We start from the raw sequence: 20,017 nt of genomic DNA, 5'->3' as shown, positions 1-20,017 counted from the left end.
CGGATTAGAGCCTTTCCCGAAAGAATGAACGAGTCAGGCCAGATCGCTGCGATGTAGTTTTACTACGAGAGACAATGGAAGGGGGCTGAAACAACGGTGGTTTTGTAGTAAAACTACAGGGCCCGGCTCTACCCCCGGTAATCATCCAAGAACATAAACGCACCGGCCCACAAAGCCGGCCGCGAAGCAGGCAACCGATTCTGGAAGCCTTTCCGCCCTGGAGCAAGCCATGCAAGATCTCGATCCCGTCGAAACCCAGGAATGGCTGGACGCCCTCGAGTCCGTTCTCGACCGCGAAGGTGAAGACCGCGCCCACTATCTGATGACCCGGATGGGGGAACTGGCCACCCGCAGCGGCACACCGCTGCCATACGGCATCACCACGCCGTACCGCAACACCATCCCCGTCACCCGCGAAGCCAAGATGCCCGGCGACCTGTTCATGGAGCGCCGTATCCGCTCCCTGGTCCGCTGGAACGCGCTGGCGATGGTGATGCGCGCAAACATGAAGGACCCGGACCTGGGTGGTCATATCTCCACCTTTGCCTCCAGCGCCACGCTTTATGACATCGGCTTCAACTACTTCTTCCAGGCGCCAACGGAAGAGCATGGCGGCGACCTGATCTACTATCAGGGCCATGCCTCCCCCGGCATCTACGCCCGTGCTTTCCTCGAAGGCCGCCTGAGCGAAGACCAGATGCTCAACTTCCGTCAGGAAGTGGACGGACAGGGCCTGTCGAGCTACCCGCACCCGCACCTGATGCCGGACTTCTGGCAGTTCCCGACTGTCTCCATGGGGTTGGGCCCGATTACCGCGATCTACCAGGCGCGCTTCATGAAGTACCTGGAAAACCGCGGCTTCATTCCAAAGGGCAAGCAGCGCGTCTGGTGCTTCATCGGCGACGGCGAATGCGACGAGCCGGAAACCCTGGGCGCCATCTCCCTGGCCGGCCGCGAGAACCTCGACAACCTGGTGTTCGTCATCAACTGCAACCTGCAGCGACTGGACGGCCCGGTACGCGGCAACAGCAAGATCATCCAGGAGCTGGAAGGCGTGTTCAAAGGCGCCAACTGGAACGTCAACAAGGTCGTCTGGGGTCGCCTGTGGGATCCGCTGTTCGCCGCCGACGAAGACGGCCGCATGCAGCGCCGCATGGACGAGGCGATCGACGGGGAATACCAGAACTACAAGGCCAAAGACGGCGCATATGTGCGCAAACACTTCTTTGGTGCTGATCCTGAGCTGCTCAAGCGTGTCGAGAGCATGTCCGACGAGGAAGTCTGGAAGCTCAACCGCGGCGGCCACGACCCGTACAAGGTCTATGCCGCTTACCATCAGGCGGTCAACCACAAGGGTCAGCCGACGGTCATCCTCGCCAAGACCATCAAGGGTTACGGCACCGGTGCGGGTGAGGCGAAAAACATCGCCCACAACACCAAGAAAGTCGATATCGACAGCCTGAAGAAATTCCGCGATCGCTTCGACATTCCGGTCAACGATTCGCAGCTCGAAGAGCTTCCGTTCTATCGCCCGGCCGAAGACAGCGCCGAAATGCGCTACCTGCGCAAGTGCCGCGAGAAGCTGGGTGGTTCGTTGCCGCAGCGTCGTCCGAAGAGCTTCAGCATTCCTACGCCGCCGCTGGACACACTCAAAGCTGTGCTCGACGGCTCGGGTGACCGCGAAATCTCCACCACCATGGCCTTCGGGCGGATCCTGTCGCAGCTGGTCAAGGACAAGGATCTGGGCAAGCGTATCGTGCCGATCCTTGCCGACGAGGCGCGCACCTTTGGTATGGAAGGCATGTTCCGCCAGCTGGGCATCTACTCCCCAGTGGGGCAGTTGTACGAGCCTGTCGACCGCGACCAGGTGATGTACTACCGCGAAGAGAAGGACGGTCAGATTCTGCAGGAAGGCCTGAACGAAGCCGGCGCTTTCTCCTCGTTCATCGCGGCGGGCACCGCCTACAGCAACTACAACCAACCGATGCTGCCGGTCTACATCTTCTACTCGATGTTCGGCTTCCAGCGGATCGGCGACCTGGCCTGGGCCGCCGGCGATGCACAGACCCGCGGCTTCCTGCTGGGCGGCACTTCCGGTCGTACCACGCTCAACGGCGAAGGCCTGCAGCACGAGGACGGCCATAGCCATATCCTCGCCAGCACCATCCCCAACTGCCGTAGCTATGACCCTACTTACGGCTACGAGCTGGCGGTGATCATGCATCACGGCATGCATCAGATGATGGAGAAGCAGGAGAGCGTCTACTACTACATCACCGTGATGAATGAGAACTACCAGCAGCCAGCCATGCCGCAGGGCGTCGAAGACGGCATCATCAAGGGTATGTACCTGCTCGAGGAAGCCAAAGGCGACTTCAAGCACCGCGTTCAGCTATTGGGTTCCGGCACCATCCTGCGCGAAGTGCGTGCTGCGGTGGACATCCTCGCCAAGATGGGCGTCGGGGCTGACGTCTGGAGCGTGACCAGCTTCAACGAGCTGCGCCGCGACGGTCTGGCCGTGGATCGCTGGAACCGTCTGCACCCGACCGAGGAGCCGCGCAAGACCTATGTCGAGCAGTGCCTGGAAGGCCGTGAAGGTCCAGTTGTAGCCTCGACCGACTACATGAAGCTTTTCGCCGATCAGATTCGTCAGTGGGTACCATCGCGTGAATACCAAGTGCTGGGCACTGATGGCTTCGGCCGCAGCGACTCACGCGCGAAGCTGCGTGACTTCTTCGAAGTCGACCGGCGCTGGGTCGCCGTCGCCGCACTGCAGGCACTCGCCGATCGAGGCGCCATCGAACGCACGGTCGTGGCCAATGCCATCACTGAGTTCGGTATCGACCCCGAGAAGCGCAATCCTCTGGATTGCTGATGCTGCGTGCGCACAGGAGAACCTATTGTGAGTGAAACCATACGCGTACCCGACATCGGCAGCGGTGAGGGTGAAGTAATCGAGTTGTTCGTCAAGGTCGGCGACCGTATCGAAGCCGACCAGAGCATCCTGACGCTCGAGTCCGACAAGGCCAGCATGGAGATTCCCGCGCCCAAGGCGGGCGTGGTGAAAGCTTTGAAGGTCAAGCTCGGCGACCGCCTGAAAGAGGGCGACGATCTGCTTGAACTGGAAAGCGAAGACGGTCAAAGCAGCGAGGCGCCGGCGCAAGCCGCTGCCGAGCCGGACGGCGCCAGCAGTGGCGGTCCTGCCGACGAAGCCGAGGAGCCGACACCTCCGGGCGATGACAACCCTTCGGCCTCTGCCCAGGAAGGCGAGTCGCAGGAAATCAAGGTGCCCGACATCGGCTCTTCGGCAAAAGCCAGCGTGATCGAAATCTCTGTCAAGCCAGGCGATACCATTGCTGCCGAGCAAGCACTGATCACGCTAGAGTCCGACAAAGCCAGCATGGATATCCCGTCTCCGGCAGCAGGCGTTGTCGAGAGCATTTCGGTAAACGTCGGCGACGAAGTCGGCACCGGCGACCTGATCCTGATTCTCAAGGGCGCGGCAGCGAGCAAGCCTGCTGCCAACAAGTCAGCGGCCAGTCAGACGCAGAGCCAGCCTAAGGAAAAGCTCACCGAGCAGGCCGCAGAAGAACCTGCCGAAGCAGCAGGCGATTCCGTGGAGGAGGTTCGGATCCCGGACATCGGCTCCAGTGGCAGCGCCAATGTCATTGAAGTCATGGTCAAGGCCGGTGACAGCGTCGAAGCGGATCAGTCGCTGATCACGCTCGAGTCCGACAAGGCCAGCATGGAAATACCGGCACCGAAGGCCGGCGTGGTGGAATCCCTGTCGATCAAAGTGGGCGACGAAGCCAAGACGGGCGACTTGATCCTGACCCTGAAGGTTGCAGGCGCAGCACCCGCGAGAAAGACCGAAGCGAAATCCCAGCCGCAGCAAGAGGCGGTATCTCAACAACAGGCGGTTGCTCCGAACAAGCAAGGCGTGCCGGAAGCCAAGGCGACAGCGACGCCCGCTCCGACGGTCACTGGCCCAAGCAAGGCAGGCACCAAGGTGCATGCCGGTCCAGCCGTCCGCATGACCGCGCGGGAATTCGGCGTAGAACTGGCTGATGTCACGGGCACCGGGCCCAAGGGCCGGATTCTCAAGGAGGACGTACAGGCCTACGTCAAGACCATGATGTCCAAAGCCAAGCAGGCGCCGGCCGAAGGCGCTGCCGGTGGCGCGGGCATTCCATCGATCCCGACTATCGATTTCAGCCGCTTTGGTGAGATCGAAGAAGTGCCGATGACGCGCCTGATGCAGGTCGGCGCCGCCAATCTGCACCGCAGCTGGCTCAATGTTCCGCACGTGACTCAGTTCGAGTCAGCCGACATTACCGAGCTGGAGGCCTTCCGGGTCGCACAGAAGGCGATCGCCGAGAAAGCCGGAGTCAAGCTCACCGTACTGCCGCTGCTGCTCAAGGCCTGCGCGCATTTGCTCAAGGAGCTACCGGACTTCAACAGTTCACTGGCACCGAGTGGCAAGGCGCTGATTCGAAAGAAGTACGTGCATGTCGGCTTCGCTGTGGATACGCCGGACGGCCTGATGGTTCCGGTCATCAAGAACGTGGATCAGAAGAGCTTGCTGCAACTGGCGGGTGAAGCGGCGGAGCTGGCCGAGAAGGCTCGCACCAAGAAGCTGTCACCGGATGCCATGCAGGGCGCCTGCTTCACCATATCGAGCCTCGGCCACATCGGTGGCACCGGCTTCACGCCGATCGTCAATGCGCCGGAAGTGGCGATCTTGGGTGTATCGAAAGCTGCCATGCAGCCGGTGTGGGATGGCAAAGCATTCCAGCCTCGCCTGATGCTGCCACTGTCGCTGTCCTATGATCACCGCGTCATCAATGGCGCTGCGGCCGCGCGCTTTACCAAGCGCCTGTCCGAGCTGCTCGCGGATATTCGAACCATGCTGCTTTGATGGGATGAGCCACAAAAAACCCGCCTATAGCGGGTTTTTTGTTTCTCGCATCTAGGGAATCAGCCTTTCTGCAGGTTGCGAAAAAGGAATGACAATGCTTTAGCCAGCTCTTCAGCGCCTTGGGGATCGCGAAGAATAGTCAACCAGGGGTCACCGCCAGTCGGGCTGCCGAAGGTACACACCAGGCCCTGAGGCGGGCATTGATATTGAATGAACGGATCCATTCCGAACACTGAAAAGCCGCGGTTGCGAACGGCAATATTGCCGGACGCGTCGCGCCGCTCCTCGCGGATACGTAGCTCCCCAGGAGAGCCCACGCTCAGTTGGTAGTGCAAATCTGCAGGCTTGGCCTGCCCCACTTGATACTCGGCGCGCAGACCATAGGTCTTGAGCAAGGAGTTGCTGTGTGTCAGCAGAGCTTTCCGCTCATCGGAGGTCAGATAAAGAGCTTTGAGCTCACCCAGATATCTGGCCGGTTCATCAGAATCCAAGGCGTCCGACTCAGCGGCGTTAAGCGTTCCGCCGGCAATCAGGAAAACCGAGATCAACAGTAACTTTGATAGCCGACTTGTCAGTCCCTGCTGCATGATGCACCCTTGCGATAATTAATATTATTTAGCCATCGCCGCGCCTTAAAAAGCGTCTAAGCTGCGGCTAACGAAGCGACTCCCGCAGCATACTGGAAGCAAACCGCTCGATGAAAATACATACCGATGCCGCCAGCCGTTTGGCGACCGAGGTTGTGACGCAGTTGCCAGTGCCGTCAAGGCTGGGCATGCTGCGCTTCGAGCGTTTGAACGAGTCCAGTTGGGCGCTTCTATTTCTCGATCCGGCCTGTGAACGCCACCTCGGCCTGCCTGCGCAGGACCTCTGTTCGCTAATTGATTCGCCTTACGCCAGCCTGATGGAACCGCAGGTTCGTCTTCGTCTTCATGATGTCGTACAAACCCAGCTAGCCACCCAAGGCCACTATTCCATTCGCTACTGCCTGCACACGGCGAACGGTCCTCGGGATGTATTGGAGACCGGTGAAGTCTGCCTGCAGTATGGCCGAGAACTGGTGCGTGGTTACCTGATCGTCGAATCGCATGGTGCAGGGGACTCTCCAGCGCTGGAGTCACAGAACGCCAAGCTCCGCTCTTCCCTGGAGTTCTATCAGAATGCTCAGGATGATCATCTGGAGCATCTGATTCGTTGCCGCGCGCAGCAGAGCCTGATCGTGCGCCTGGCAAGGCATCGATACGGTGCGGTTGACCCTCAGCTCGAGGCCGCGCAACTGATCACCCAGGCGGCCAGCGAGGCCTATGGAATTGCACGGGCCTCCATTTGGCATCTGAATGGCAATTTGCTCCAGCCGATCGCCGCGTACCGACGTGACAAGGACAGCTTGGAATACCCCCCTTCGCTGGACCTGTCTGCGTGCCCTCTGTATGTGGAGGCACTGCACAGCGGCCGAGTCATAGAGGTGCAAAATGTCGTCGAGGATGCCCGCACACAGGAACTGCTGGGTAGCTACTTCAAACCTCGCGGCATAAGTTCGATTCTGGACGCCTCCATCCGAATCGGCGGCGAAGTGATTGGTGTGCTTTGTCTGGAGCACTCCGGGTGTATCCGCACCTGGCACACCGACGAAGTCGCCTTCGCGGGCGAGTTGGCCGACCAGTATGCGCAGGTGCTGGCCAACCAGCAGCGCCTCAGCGCTACACACACCTTGCATCTCTTCCAGCGTGCGGTGGAACAAAGCGCCAGCGCCTTCATCCTGGTCGACCGCGAAGGGATCGTCGAATACGTAAACCCCAGCTTCACCGCCATCACCCAGTTTTCGGCCGATGAAGTTAGCGGCAGGCGCCTTTCTGACCTGACCGCATTGGAAAACCTCTGCGAGCTGCTCTTCGATACCACTTCAACGTTGGCGAAAAGCAACAGCTGGCAGGGCGAGTTCCGGAGCCGACGCAAGAATCTCGAGCCGTACTGGGGGCAACTGTCCATATCCAAAGTGTTCGGCGAGAACGGCGAGCTCACCCATTACATTGGTATCTATGAAGACATCACCCAGAGCAAGCTGTCCCAGCAGCATATCGAGCGCCTTGCCTATACCGATAACCTGACCAGCCTCGGTAACCGGCCGTTCTTCATACGTAGCATCGAAGAGCGCTTCGCCTCGGGCAAAGAGCCCCAGCTTTGCCTGCTGTTGGTGGACATCGACAACTTCAAGCGCATCAACGATAGCCTGGGCCATCAGACGGGCGACAAGCTGCTGGCAAGCCTGGCCCGACGTCTTCGCAACAGTCTGAGCCGCGACGCCGTACTGGCACGCTTTGCAAGCAACGAGTTCGCCCTGCTGCTCGATGACATGGATCTGGAAGAAGGACAGCATCTGGCCCATCAGGTCCTGCGCATCCTGGATAAGCCGTTGTTTGTCGACAAGCAGCTGATCAGTGTCAGCGCCTCGCTGGGCCTGGCTTGTTCACCTCTGCATGGCGCTGATCCGGAGACGTTGATGAAACACGCCGGCCAGGCTCTGCACAAGGCCAAGGCCAACGGCAAGAATCAGGTCCAGGTGTTCACCGAAGCGCTTCATGCCGAGGCGAACTACAAGCTTTTTGTGGAAAACAACCTACGCCGTGCACTGGTGCAGAACGAGCTGGAGGTCTTCTACCAACCCAAGCTGTGTCTGCGCAGCGGTCGGCTGCAGGGCGTGGAAGCGCTACTGCGATGGAATCATCCGGAAAAAGGCATGATCAGGCCGGATCAATTCATCGGGGTTGCCGAGGAAACCGGGCTGATCATCCCGATAGGCAAGTGGGTGGCCCGCGAGGCATGCCGAATGGGGATACAGCTCGCAGCGCTGGGCAAGGGCTCACCGCAGATCGCGATAAATCTGTCCCCCAAGCAATTTTCGGATCCGGACCTCGTGAGCTCCATCGCCACCATCCTTGATGAAGAGCGCTTCCCGGCAGCGTGTCTTGAGCTGGAGCTGACCGAGAGCCTGCTACTCGAAGCGACCGAAGATACCCGCCAGCAGCTGATTGGACTCAAAGCGCTTGGGGTGACACTGGCAATGGACGACTTCGGCACCGGTTATTCCTCACTGAGCTACCTCAAGAAATTCCCCATCGATGTGATCAAGATCGACCGCAGCTTCATCAAGGACATTCCGGGTAACCAGGACGATATCGAGATCACCTCGGCGGTAATCGCGATGGCTCGCAACCTAAACCTCAAGGTAGTTGCGGAAGGCATCGAAACCGCGGAGCAACTCGCTTTTCTGCGTCATCAACGCTGCGATATCGGTCAGGGCTATCTTTTCGACCGACCGATACCGGGCAGCCAACTCGTAAAGTCGCTGAGCCGCTATCCGAACTGGCTCTGACCTTTCGTCCGGGTGGCAGACCGGTTTGGCGCATTGGTTTTGTGCGCTTGGTAGCCTAGGCTACGCCTAGCAAACTCAGACCCAGGCACGAGGACCACCATGACGCTGCGCTCGCAAATTCTCGTTCACAAACAAGCCATCCCCGATGCAGGGCAAGCCTTACCAGGCCGTGCCACCGCAGTGCCTGTGCCAGCTGCCCACTTCGTTAACGGCAATCCACTCCAACCGCCCTTCCCGGCGAACCTGCAACACGCCATATTCGCCATGGGTTGCTTCTGGGGAGCTGAGCGGCGCTTCTGGGAGCAGCCAGGCGTCTGGACCACTGCCGTGATCTACGCGGGAGGGCACACACCCAATCCGACGTACGAAGAGGTTTGCTCGGGCCTGACCGGGCACACTGAAGCGGTACTCGTCGTGTTCGATCCGCATGTGGTTTCCTACGACGAGCTGCTGAAGCTGTTCTGGGAAGCGCACAACCCGACTCAAGGGATGCGTCAAGGCAACGACATCGGCACCCAGTACCGCTCCGCTATCTACTGCTTCGATTCCGCTCAATTGGATGCTGCCCGCGCAAGCGAAGCGCGCTTTCAGGCCGAACTACAGAAGCATGGCCTTGGGAGCATTACCACGGAAATTGGCGATGCACCCTCCTATTACTATGCCGAGGCCTACCACCAGCAATATCTGGCCAAGAACCCCGGCGGTTATTGCGGACTAGGCGGCACCGGCGTCTGTATGCCTGCTTGAGTGCTGGCTTAAGCGGATAGGACTAGTGCGCCAATTCAAGCCAAGGTAACTGCTGGGGGAGTCGCTCGGTCATCAGCATGAACGTGATGATCGCAGCGACCCACACAAGCCCTTCCGAGCGCTGCCGTTGATAGGTGGCCATAATCTCGCCACAAAAAGAAAACCCCGCCGAAGCGGGGCCTTTGCAGACTGAATCCTGACATCCATGACTTGCGCCATCCTGGCGTCGTTCCGCTACGCATCCCTCTTGTCTGAGCGCTTCCGTACGCGGCGTCCATAGTGCAAAAGACTACCGTCCGGTCGTTGAGACCTGTAGTAGCATTTTTGCACCACGCCTTGTAAGCAATTACTTACAAAAAACCTTCCTTGGGCTTTATGTGTAAGTAATCACCTACAAATGATGCAGATGTAGGACTGGAGTAGTGGCCTTTTGTTCCAGAAGATGGCGAATTAATTTCATTCTGCCGCCATGAATTAACCCTATTCTTAGAACTGAGCTGCTTTTAGTAGGTAGAGCGAATCGCTGCCCGCACGTACTGAGGCACTGAGAGAGTGGATACGGGGCAGCAGCCGCGCGAAGTAAAAGCGCGCAGTGCCTAGCTTGCTAGCGTAGAAGTCATCTTGCGCCTCCTTGCCAAGCGATGCTCCAGCCATGCGTGCCCACATATAGGCGTAAGCGGTGTAGCCGAACACGTGCAAATACTCCACCGAAGCGGCACCAATCTCATTAGGGTTGTTCTTGGCTGCATCCATTACGAAAGCTGTAAGTTCATCTAGCTGCTCCAGTGCAGCTTTCAGCGGCGTCACGAACTCGCCAAGCTCAGCGCCAGCGGCCGCGCAATAACTGCGGATTTCATTGGCGAATGCGTTATAGAGCTCGCCACCGCTACCGACGACCTTACGCCCGAGCAGGTCGAGTGCCTGGATGCCGTTGGTGCCTTCGTAGATCTGGGTAATGCGACAGTCGCGTACCAGCTGCTCCTGGCCCCATTCCCGAATGAAGCCGTGACCACCGAAGATCTGCTGGCCGTGCACCGTAGTCTCCAGTCCCATATCGGTGAGGAATGCTTTGGCCACAGGAGTCAGCAAGGCCACCTGGGCTTCAGCACGCTGCCGGGCTTCCTCATCATCGCTGAACTTGGCGATGTCCAACTGCAATGCCACATAGCTGGAGAAAGCACGCCCGCCTTCGTTCAGCGCCTTCATGGTCAACAGCATGCGACGCACATCTGGGTGCACGATGATCGGGTCCGCGGCCTTGTCTTGAGCGACCGGCCCAGTCGGTGCACGGCTCTGGATACGGTCGCGGGCATACTCGATGGCGCTCTGATAAGACCGCTCACCCGTTGAAAGCCCCTGGATGCCGACGCCCAGACGCTCGTAGTTCATCATGGTGAACATCGCGGCCAAGCCCTTGTTCGGCTCGCCAACCATCCAGCCCGTGGCGCCGTCGAAATTCATGACGCAGGTCGCAGAGGCCTGAATGCCCATCTTATGCTCGATGGAGCCGCAGCTCAGAGTGTTGCGCTCACCCAGGCTGCCGTCTTCATTGACCATTACTTTCGGTACCAGGAACAACGAGATACCGCGCGAGCCGGCCGGTGCATCGGGCAGCTTTGCCAATACCAGGTGGATGATGTTTTCGGTGAGATCGTGCTCGCCGCCGGTAATGAAGATCTTGGTACCGCTGACCTTATAGGAACCATCTGCCTGCGGTTCCGCCTTGGTACGAATGATGCCGAGATCCGTGCCGGCGTGCGGCTCGGTCAAGCACATCGAACCGGACCAGACACCGGCATACATGTTCGGCAGGTACTTCTGTTTCAGCTCTTCACTGGCGTGGGCGTAGATCGACAGACAGGCGCCCGAGGTCAGCATGGGGTACAGACCGAACGCCAGGCTGGCAGAATTCATCATCTCTTCGACCTGAGCCGATATCGCCTTGGGCATGCCCATGCCACCATATGCCGGGTCACCGCCTACGCCGACCCAACCGCCCTCGGCGTACAGGCGATAGGCCTGCGGATAACCCGCTGGGGTCGAGACCGCGCCATCCTTCCAGTGACAGCCTTCTTCGTCACCGCTGCGATTGAGCGGCGCGATGGTGTTGGCGGTGATCTTGCCCGCCTCCTCCAGGATCGCTTCGGCGGTTTCGGCATCCACGACTTCAGCGAGCGCTGGCAGCGTCTGCCAGAGCTTCGGGGCATCGAAGACTTCGTTCAGAACAAAACGCATATCGCGCAGCGGTGCTTTGTAGTCAGCCATGGAAAAAGACCTCGCAGAAAACATGTCACCCGACCGATTGGCCGTAGCAGTTTCGCGAGTCTAACTGAAGACTAATCAGCGCCCGAAGCGTCTTAAAATGACCGCAAAGTTCTCATTCCGGCATTACGGTCAGCTGAAATACCGCCACCAGTGAGATCGTGTGAAAGCGAAGGACAGGGAAAAGCCCGCGCGTGGCGGGCTTGAGCAATCCATTGGAATCAGAACGCAAATTCATCCGCTGACAACTTCATCAGGCTTGCGCTTCCCGCTTCTATCGCCGCTTTGTGGGCCGACGTACGGGGCAACAGACGGGTGAAGTAAAACTCCGCAGTAGCCAGCTTCGACTGGTAGAAAGCTGGGTCGCTCCCACCCTCGTCAAGCTTGCTTAGCGCAACCACAGCCATACGCAACCAGAAGTAGCCGAGAATCAGGTAGCCGCAGTACATCAGGTAATCGACCGATGCCGCGCCTACTTCGTCAGGATTCTTCATCGCGGCCATACCGATCCGCTGAGTGATATCGCCCAGGTCTCGATTGAGACCTGCCAGTTGCGCTACATAGGCATGCAACTGAGGATGCTGGACTTGGGCTTCGCAGAACTTGTGCACCTGCTTGGTAAACCCGAGCATCAGCTTGCCCTGGCTACCCAGCACCTTGCGGCCCAGCAGATCCAATGCCTGGATCCCATTGGTTCCCTCATATATCGGTGCGATACGGCAGTCGCGAACCAGCTGCTCCATGCCCCACTCACGGATATAACCGTGACCACCGAACACCTGCATGCCGAGGTTGGTTACTTCCAGGCCCGAATCAGTCATGAACGCCTTGCAGATAGGCGTGAGGAACGCCAACAGGCCCTCTGCCTCCTTGCGCTTGCTTTCATCCGGGCTGTGAACCTGATCGAGCAGCTGCGCCGTGTAATAGGCCAACGCGCGATTACCTTCGTTGAAGGCCTTCATCGTGAGCAGCATGCGCCGGACGTCAGGGTGCACGATGATCGGATCGGCGGGCTTGTCAGGAAACTTCGCGCCAGTGAGGGCGCGCATCTGCAAACGCTCTTTGGCGTACTGAATGGCGCCCTGGAAGCTCGCCTCGCCGCTGCACAAACCCTGCATGCCCGTGCCCAGACGGGCATGGTTCATCATGGTGAACATGCAGTTGAGACCCTTGTTCGGCTCGCCGATGAGGAAGCCTGTCGCGCCATCGAAATTGATCACACAGGTCGCCGAGGCTTTGATGCCCATCTTGTGCTCGATGGAACCACAGGCCACGCCATTGCGAGCGCCGGCTTCACCCGAAGCATCAGGCAAGAACTTCGGGACGATGAACAACGAAATACCCTTGGTCCCGGCCGGTGCATCCGGAAGCTTGGCCAATACCAGATGCACGATATTCTCACTCATGTCGTGCTCGCCGGCCGAGATGAAAATCTTCGTGCCGCTGATTGCGTAGCTACCATCTTCCCGTGGGGTTGCACGGGTCTTGATGATGCCCAGGTCCGTGCCGCAGTGGGACTCGGTCAGGCACATGGTGCCGGTCCAGCGTCCCTCGGTCATAGGGCTCAGATAGGTCTGCTTCTGCGCATCGGTTCCGTGGGCGCCGATCGCCGCCATGGCGCCGTGAGTCAGTCCCGGATACATGCCGAATGAGGTATTGGCGGAGCCGATCATTTCGCCGATGACCAACCCCAGCGAGTGCGGCAAGCCCTGGCCACCGTATGCCGGGTCCGAGGCTAAAGCCATCCACCCACCCTCGGCATATTGAGCAAATGCCTCCTTGAAGCCCTTCGGCGTGGTCACCACGCCGTTGTCGAAATGGCAGCCCTCCTCGTCACCGCTACGATTGAGTGGCGCAAGAACCTGCTCGCAGAACTTGGCTCCCTCTTCCAGGATGGCATTGACCATGTCCGGCGTGGCGTCATGCGCGCCGTTGGCCGCATAGCTGCCGTGGAAGTCGAACACCTCGTCAATGAGAAAGCGCATGTCGCGCAATGGGGCCTTGTAAGCGGGCATCTTATCGTTCTCCAGAGCAGAACCGGCGGGGCAATTCCGGCACGCTACTGGGAGAGCGACGCATGCAACAATCACATTGCGCGCGATGAATGCATCACCATAACCACTAAGCGTCCGCCGCCGACTCCTTCGCTGTGCGCACCGCTCCGCGCCTGTTCTCGCCATGGGCGCGAATGCAGTTGCGTCCAGCGGCTTTGGCGCTATAGAGCGCCCGATCGGCCAGCTTGATGACCTCCTCCGCGGCGCGCTGTGTCGTCAGCCGCTCGGCCACGCCAATACTGACAGTCACCGAAACCACAGAGGCCGCACTGTCACCGCGGCGCTGCCGGCCCTGTTCCGCATCCCTGGGTCGTCTGGACTTGTCCCGCAATTGCAAAGGATAGCTCTCGACGGACAACCTCACGGCTTCCAGATGGGGCAGGCAATGATCGAGATCCCGCCCTGGGAACACCAGCGCGAACTCCTCGCCACCGTAACGATAGGCACGCCCTCCGCCGCCGACCTTTCGCAGCTGGCTTGCTACCAGCCGCAGTACTTCGTCACCAACGTCGTGCCCATGGGTATCGTTGAATGCCTTGAAACGATCCACATCGACCATTGCAATTACGTACTGGCGACCAAGGCGCTGCAATCGCTCATTCAAGGCACGCCTGCCAGGCAGCCCGGTCAGCTCGTCACGAAAAGCCATCTGATAGGCCTCCTGCGCGACCGATATCACCAGTGTCAGCATCATCAGGCTGCTCATGACATTCAAAGCGCCGTGCCGTATGAATACCTGCGGCAGCATCAGGAGCAGCCCTAACAGCACCATCAGTTGCGCGGCGTGCACCGGGCGAGGGCGTCGCAGGTATTGCACTAGAAGACCGAGCAGTGCGATCAAAAAGACCGGATAGGCCATCTGTATCAATTGCAGCCAATCGGACTGCAGCGATGGCCAACGAATCTCGGTGAGCCAGGCGAGGATCGCGTCAGGGAACCGCCGGGCCAACGCGAACGCCGATACCAGCACAGCAAACAGCACCGCAAGACGCGCCAAGCCGTCCTGAAACAGATGAGCGCGCTCATGCCACAACCCGTAGAGCCCGTAGAGCGCCGGAAGTAGCAAGCTGCAGAGATGGAATGTCAGCGCGGCCTCGGGCAACGGCTTGCCAGTCAAACGGTAATGATCGACCTGGGTATCGAGCAGAAAGTAGACCAGATAGATAACCACCAGCAGGAACGTCTCGCGGACTCGCGCATAGGCGACGCAAAACGCGCCGCCCAGCAATAGCAAAACGGTCGGTAGCACATTGAAAAGCGACGTAAAGAACTCGTTCAGGCTCGGCTGACGCGCAGCAACCAGTCCACCGGCCAGCAATGCTAGCGGCGCATAGAAGTGATTGAAGCGTGCGAAGCTCAGGCGGGGCACGACGGCTCCGGTGACGGCCTGGAAGAGCCCGCATTCTGCCTGTACTTGTTGCCTCGATCACCTGCCGATCAGAAAAACGACCGTACGCATGCCAAATCCAAGGCAAAAAAAACCGCTGCCGTGGCAGCGGTTTTTTATAGCGAGGGCTTAGTAAGCCAGCTCGAAGTGAGCTTCGTCCATGTCCATCAGGTTGTCAGCACCCGACAGCATGGCTTCGACATGGGTGCGAGTACGCGGCAGGATACGCTGGAAGTAGAACCGCGCGGTCTGCACCTTGGCGGTGTAGAAGCCGTCCGCATCTTCACCGGCAGCAATCTTCTCCGACGCCAGGCGAGCCATGTCTGCCCAGAAGTAGGCCAGGCAGGCGTAACCGCAATACATCAGGTAATCCACCGAGGCGGCACCTACTTCTTCGCGGTTCTTCATCGCGGCCATACCGACCTTCATGGTCAGATCGCCCCACTCCTTGTTCAGCTTGGCCAGTGGTTCGACGAACTGCTTGACTGGCTCGTTGCCTTCGTTGGCCTGGCAGAACTTGTGAACGACCTTGGTGAAGCCCTTCAGAGCCTCGCCCTGAGTCATCAGCACCTTGCGTCCCAGCAGGTCGAGCGCCTGGATGCCGGTGGTGCCCTCGTACAGGCAAGAGATCCGGCTGTCGCGCACGTTCTGCTCCATGCCCCACTCGGCGATGAAGCCGTGGCCACCGTAGATCTGCACACCGTGGTTGGCAGCTTCGAAGCCGACTTCGGTCATGAACGCCTTGGCGATCGGCGTCAGGAACGCGAGCATCGCGTCGGCGGCTTTGCGCTCGGCTTCATCCTTGCTGCGCTGGACGATGTCGACCTGCTTGGCTGCGAAATACATCATCGCCCGGTTGCCTTCGGCGAAGGCCTTCATGGTCAGCAGCATGCGGCGCACGTCGGGGTGCACGATGATCGGGTCAGCAGCCTTTTCAGGTGCCTTCGGACCGGTCAGCGAACGCATCTGCAGGCGCTCACGCGCATACTTGATGCCGCCCTGGAAACCGATTTCGGCATGTGCCAGCCCTTGCAGAGCTGTACCCAGGCGCGCCGTGTTCATGAACGTAAACATGCAGTTCAGGCCCTTGTTCGGCGGCCCGATCAGGAAGCCCGTAGCGCCGTCGAAGTTCATCACGCAGGTGGCGTTGCCGTGGATGCCCATCTTGTGTTCAAGGGAGCCGCAGGACACGCCATTGCGCTCGCCCACACCGCCTTCGGCGTTCGGCAGGAACTTCGGCACGATGAACAACGAGATACCCTTGGTGCCAGCCGGCGCATCGGGCAGACGGGCCAATACGATATGGACGATATTGTCGGCCATGTCGTGCTCGCCAGCGGAGATGAAGATCTTGGTGCCGGACACCTTGTAGCTGCCATCGGCCTGAGGCTCGGCCTTGGTGCGCAGCATGCCCAGGTCGGTGCCGCAATGCGGCTCGGTCAGGCACATGGTGCCGGTCCACTCGCCGGAGACAAGCTTGGTCAGATAAGCCTGCTGCTGCTCAGCGGTGCCGTGCTCGTGCAGAGTATTCATCGCGCCGTGCGACAGGCCGGGGTACATGCCCCAGGACCAGTTGGCTTCACCGATCATTTCGCTGATGGCCAGTCCCAGCGATTCCGGCAGACCCTGACCGCCGTGCTCGACGTCATGGGCGAGGCTCGGCCAGCCGCCTTCGACGAACTGCTTGTAGGCTTCCTTGAAGCCGGTCGGCGTCTTCACGCCATTTTCGCTCCAGGTACAGCCTTCGATGTCACCCACGCGATTCAGCGGTGCGATGACCTGCTCACAGAACTTGGCGCCTTCATCGAGAATGGCATTGACCATGTCCGGGGTGGCGTCTTCACAACCCGGAAGGCTCTGATAGTGCGCTTCGTAACCGAGCAATTCGTCACGTACAAAGCGGATATCGCGCAAGGGGGCCTTGTAGTCAGGCATATCGTAAACCTCAGCGGTGGGTTCTTGATTCAGGTGACTGAAAGGTCAGCCACGCTTGATTTGGAATGGACCATCCGGCTTAGCCCCGGCAGGTCAAACAGGCGTTTGAAACATACGTTTAGGCCTGATCGATGTCAAGCAGCGACCATGACGCCGTTCGTCGGCATCTTCGTAATTGTAGATCGGGATCAGAACGCCGCGGGGTACGGCGGCGGGCCGGGTCAGGCTTTGGTATTGACCAAGGTGCCGAGCACTTCGTCGGCTGATTGAAGCAAGCGCACGCCGGCCTTGGCTTGGTGCTCGCCCACTTTCATCTGCACTAGCTGTTCAGTCAGCTCAACCGTCTCGGCCACTACTTGGGATGTTTCAACCGGCACCGTGCGTCCGGCTATGACTGTTGCCGCCTGATCGACGCGCTGCTGCCCGGCCTGATAAGCACCTAAGCCTGCAGATAGAAGGCTGTTGTTGATTTGCATGGTTGAACTCCCGCGAGGACCACATGGCCATCATTGAACCAGAGGCGTTGAATTGGCGCCAGTTCGATGTCGCTATAACAGGTGCCTATTTATTACCGGATCTGTGGATTTACTACCGGATCTATGGCGGTACATTCATCGCCGCGCCCCAAATGCGTCGGAACACCTGTCATCTGGATGCAGTCAGCTGACTACTACCGCTTATTTCGGAGGATAGCCATGACCCCCTCGCAGCCGCCGCTTGTTTCCTCGCGTACCGCTCCGGACCAGCCCGGAGCGCCTAATCTCAATGGCATCGAGCGCCTGGCCTCGGGTTTCCTTGGCGGCTGGCTGATGGGTCGAGGCCTGCGAAATGGCGGCGTGTTCGGACTGCTGGAGCTGGCAGCAGGGGGCTTGGCTATCGCCCGAGGCGGCTCCGGGCAGTGCAATGCCAAGCGTGCTCTTGCGCCGACGCTGTACGAGAGCCAGCTGGCCGACCAACACCATTGGGGCCGCGCTCGAGCGCTATCTAAAAGCATCACGGTAAACAGGCCACGGGACGAGGTTTACCGTTACTGGCGCGACTTCAGCAACATGCCGACTTTCATGGAGTTCATAGAGCGCGTCGAGACACGGGACGATCACCACGCCCACTGGGTTGCCCGCATTCCAATGACGGACCAGACCGTCGAATGGGATACCTACGTTACCGAGGATATCCCCGGTGAACGATTGGCCTGGATGTCCGAGCCCAACGCGCTTGTACGCAATATGGGCTGGGTCACTTTCCGCGAAGCGTTCAGAGGCAACGGTACCGAAATACAGGCCGTGGTGGCTCATGAAGTGCCTGGCGGCCAGTTGGGTTACGCATTGGCACGTGGCGTCAGCAAATTCACAGGATTCAAGGCTGAGCAAAACCTGCGCCGCTTCAAACAGCTGATTGAGACCGGCGAGATCTCAACCGGGCAAATGAACCGCGATCCGGCCGACAAGCACACCGGCATGGCCGCAACCGGGGAGGCACGATAATGCGCGCACTGACCTGGCAAGGCCCGAACATGCTGCAAGTCGATACCGTACCGGACCCGGAAATCGTCAACCCGAAGGATGTGATCCTCAGGGTCATCATGTCTTCGGTCTGCGGATCCGACCTGCATCTGGTCGACGGCTACGTGCCGACCATGCATCCGGGGGACATTCTCGGCCATGAGTTTCTTGGCGAGGTGGTGGAAACCGGCTCCGCGGTGACCCGCTTCAGCAAGGGTGATCGTGTCATCGCCATTTCCATCATCGGGTGTGGCGAGTGTAGCCATTGCAAGGCAAAGAATTTCAACTGCTGCGACAACTCCAACCCCAACAGCGCGGAAACCGAGCTGGCCTACGGCTACACCTGCTCGGGCATCTTCGGGTATAGCCATGCATTCGGTGGTTACGCCGGCAGCCACGCCACTTATATCCGTGTGCCCTATGCAGAAGTGAATCTGTTCAAGGTGCCCGAAGGTGTCAGCGATGAGCAGGCGGTGTTCGTCTCCGACGCCGCCCCGACCGGCTATTTCGGCGCCGACCAAGCCGACATCCAGCACGGCGATACCGTGGCGGTGTGGGGTTGCGGTGGCGTAGGGCAGATGGCGATTCGCAGCGCCTATCTGATGGGGGCCGAACGCGTCATTGCCATCGACCGCTTCACCGATCGTCTGGCGCTGGCCGAGCACAAGGCAGGTGCGATCACCATCAATTACGAAACCACCGACGTCCATGAAGCGCTGCTGGAACTCACTGGCGGCCGAGGCCCGGACCGCTGCATCGATGCGGTCGGCATGGAGGCGCATGGATCGGGACTTGAACACGCCTATGACAAGGTCAAGCAGCAACTGAGGCTTCACACCGAGCGTGGCGTCGCGCTACGCCAGGCAATCCACTCCTGCCGCAAGGGCGGTACGGTATCGGTGCTGGGTGTGTATGGCGGTTTGATGGACAAATTCCCCATGGGCGCAATTGTCAACAAAGCGCTGACGTTGCGTTCCGGACAGCAGCCAGGACAGCGCTATGCCGAGCGCATTTTCCAGCACATTCTCGATGGTGAGATGGACCCGTCCTATCTGCTGACTCACCCGATGGACCTGGAGCATTCCCCAGAAGGTTACAAGCTGTTCAAGCACAAGACCGAGCAGTGCATGCGCGCCGTCTTCAAACCGTGAGCGGCAAGCCCTTGAGCGAAGTGAGATCGAGATAGCGCGCCACCTCGGTCGGGCTTGCCGATGCCAGGCGCGGAACCTGACCGAGGCATGGCGCCGCCAGACGCTCGGTCAAGGTTTCGAGGTTTTCCTGCAGCCGCGACGTCGCCGGATCGACGATATTGGCGACCCATCCAGCCAGGTGCAGCCCATCACGCGCTATGGCCTCTGCGCTGAGCAAAGCGTGATTGATACAGCCGAGGCGAACCCCGACCACCAGGATGACCGGCAGACCTAGCTGAATGGATAATTCCGAAAGCGTTTCGCGGCCGGCCAGCGGCACGCGCCAGCCACCCGCACCTTCAACCACGGAGAAGTCCGCTCCCATCTCAAGCATGTCGCGCACCGGCTGAAGCAACTTGGCGACACTCAATTCGATGCCGGCCTCACGCGCCGCGAGATGCGGTGCGATGGCTGGCTCGAAGGCGAACGGGTTGACCTGCTCGTAGCGCATCGAAAGCGAGCACTCGCCCAGCAGCGCCAGTGCGTCGTTATTGCGCAGGCCATCAGTCGTACGTTCACAGCCCGATGCGACGGGCTTTGCCGCAGCCGTGCTCAGCCCTGCCCGCCGAGCTGCATGCAGTAACGCCGCTGCGATTGTGGTCTTGCCGACCTCGGTATCCGTACCGGTAATGAAGAAAGCTGCCGTCAT

Annotated in this window: 14 protein-coding genes; 7 read left to right on the top strand and 7 right to left on the bottom strand. The window is 59.6% G+C overall.

The window, feature by feature from the left end:
- Window positions 1-229 precede the first annotated feature (229 nt).
- A complete protein-coding gene (gene aceE / locus EA797_RS02445; protein WP_122163601.1) occupies window positions 230-2,875 on the top strand; it encodes a pyruvate dehydrogenase (acetyl-transferring), homodimeric type in 2,646 nt (881 codons plus the stop codon).
- Window positions 2,876-2,902: 27 nt separating this feature from the next.
- On the top strand, window positions 2,903-4,918 hold the full coding sequence (gene aceF / locus EA797_RS02440) for a dihydrolipoyllysine-residue acetyltransferase (protein WP_122163600.1): 2,016 nt from the start codon (window positions 2,903-2,905) through the stop codon (window positions 4,916-4,918).
- Window positions 4,919-4,977: 59 nt separating this feature from the next.
- Here the strand turns inward: aceF and EA797_RS02435 are convergent, their stop codons facing one another.
- Window positions 4,978-5,505 carry a hypothetical protein gene (locus EA797_RS02435; RefSeq protein WP_208644399.1) on the bottom strand — a complete coding sequence of 176 codons (528 nt, stop codon included), beginning with the start codon at window positions 5,503-5,505 and terminating at the stop codon, window positions 4,978-4,980.
- 110 nt (window positions 5,506-5,615) lie between these two features.
- Between EA797_RS02435 and EA797_RS02430 the strand changes: the two genes are divergently transcribed.
- Both EA797_RS02430 and msrA read left to right on the top strand, forming a co-directional pair.
- Window positions 5,616-8,291 (top strand): bifunctional diguanylate cyclase/phosphodiesterase, encoded by a 2,676-nt coding sequence (locus tag EA797_RS02430; RefSeq protein WP_122163599.1) that lies wholly within the window; start codon window positions 5,616-5,618, stop codon window positions 8,289-8,291.
- A 99-nt stretch (window positions 8,292-8,390) separates the two neighbouring features.
- Window positions 8,391-9,038 carry a peptide-methionine (S)-S-oxide reductase MsrA gene (gene msrA / locus EA797_RS02425; RefSeq protein ID WP_122163598.1) on the top strand — a complete coding sequence of 216 codons (648 nt, stop codon included), beginning with the start codon at window positions 8,391-8,393 and terminating at the stop codon, window positions 9,036-9,038.
- A gap of 486 nt (window positions 9,039-9,524) precedes the next feature.
- Here the strand turns inward: msrA and EA797_RS02420 are convergent, their stop codons facing one another.
- The 5 genes from EA797_RS02420 to EA797_RS02400 form a co-directional block, all read right to left on the bottom strand.
- Window positions 9,525-11,303, bottom strand: a complete 1,779-nt coding sequence (locus EA797_RS02420; protein WP_122163597.1) for an acyl-CoA dehydrogenase C-terminal domain-containing protein — start codon at window positions 11,301-11,303, stop codon at window positions 9,525-9,527.
- 218 nt (window positions 11,304-11,521) lie between these two features.
- Window positions 11,522-13,315, bottom strand: coding sequence for an acyl-CoA dehydrogenase C-terminal domain-containing protein (locus tag EA797_RS02415; RefSeq protein WP_122163596.1), 1,794 nt, complete (start codon window positions 13,313-13,315; stop codon window positions 11,522-11,524).
- A gap of 106 nt (window positions 13,316-13,421) precedes the next feature.
- Complete coding sequence (locus EA797_RS02410; protein WP_122163595.1) at window positions 13,422-14,723, bottom strand: GGDEF domain-containing protein; 1,302 nt, start codon at window positions 14,721-14,723, stop codon at window positions 13,422-13,424.
- Window positions 14,724-14,870: 147 nt separating this feature from the next.
- Window positions 14,871-16,676: a phenylacyl-CoA dehydrogenase gene (locus EA797_RS02405; RefSeq protein ID WP_122163594.1), complete on the bottom strand. Its 1,806-nt coding sequence runs from the start codon at window positions 16,674-16,676 to the stop codon at window positions 14,871-14,873.
- A 221-nt stretch (window positions 16,677-16,897) separates the two neighbouring features.
- The gene (locus EA797_RS02400; RefSeq protein ID WP_122163593.1) at window positions 16,898-17,152 is read right to left on the bottom strand and encodes a hypothetical protein; all 255 of its coding nucleotides are present in this window, start codon (window positions 17,150-17,152) and stop codon (window positions 16,898-16,900) included.
- Between the two features lie 23 nt (window positions 17,153-17,175).
- Between EA797_RS02400 and EA797_RS21755 the strand changes: the two genes are divergently transcribed.
- The 3 genes from EA797_RS21755 to EA797_RS02390 are packed head-to-tail and all read left to right on the top strand — an operon-like array spanning window position 17,176 to window position 19,329.
- Window positions 17,176-17,343, top strand: coding sequence for a hypothetical protein (locus tag EA797_RS21755; RefSeq protein ID WP_167468759.1), 168 nt, complete (start codon window positions 17,176-17,178; stop codon window positions 17,341-17,343).
- Between the two features lie 28 nt (window positions 17,344-17,371).
- On the top strand, window positions 17,372-18,160 hold the full coding sequence (locus tag EA797_RS02395; RefSeq protein ID WP_122163592.1) for an SRPBCC family protein: 789 nt from the start codon (window positions 17,372-17,374) through the stop codon (window positions 18,158-18,160).
- Window positions 18,160-19,329, top strand: coding sequence for a zinc-dependent alcohol dehydrogenase (locus tag EA797_RS02390; RefSeq protein ID WP_122163591.1), 1,170 nt, complete (start codon window positions 18,160-18,162; stop codon window positions 19,327-19,329). The genes EA797_RS02395 and EA797_RS02390 overlap by 1 nt, the downstream gene beginning before the upstream one ends.
- Here EA797_RS02390 and bioD read toward each other — a convergent pair.
- On the bottom strand, window positions 19,319-20,017 hold the full coding sequence (gene bioD, locus EA797_RS02385; protein WP_122163590.1) for a dethiobiotin synthase: 699 nt from the start codon (window positions 20,015-20,017) through the stop codon (window positions 19,319-19,321). The two genes, EA797_RS02390 and bioD, sit on opposite strands and share 11 nt — an antisense overlap.

This window comes from Stutzerimonas zhaodongensis (assembly GCF_003696365.1).
Taxonomy (GTDB): domain Bacteria; phylum Pseudomonadota; class Gammaproteobacteria; order Pseudomonadales; family Pseudomonadaceae; genus Stutzerimonas; species Stutzerimonas zhaodongensis.
Note: the sequence above shows the minus strand (reverse complement) of the source record. Positions and strands in the feature narration are given on the sequence as shown.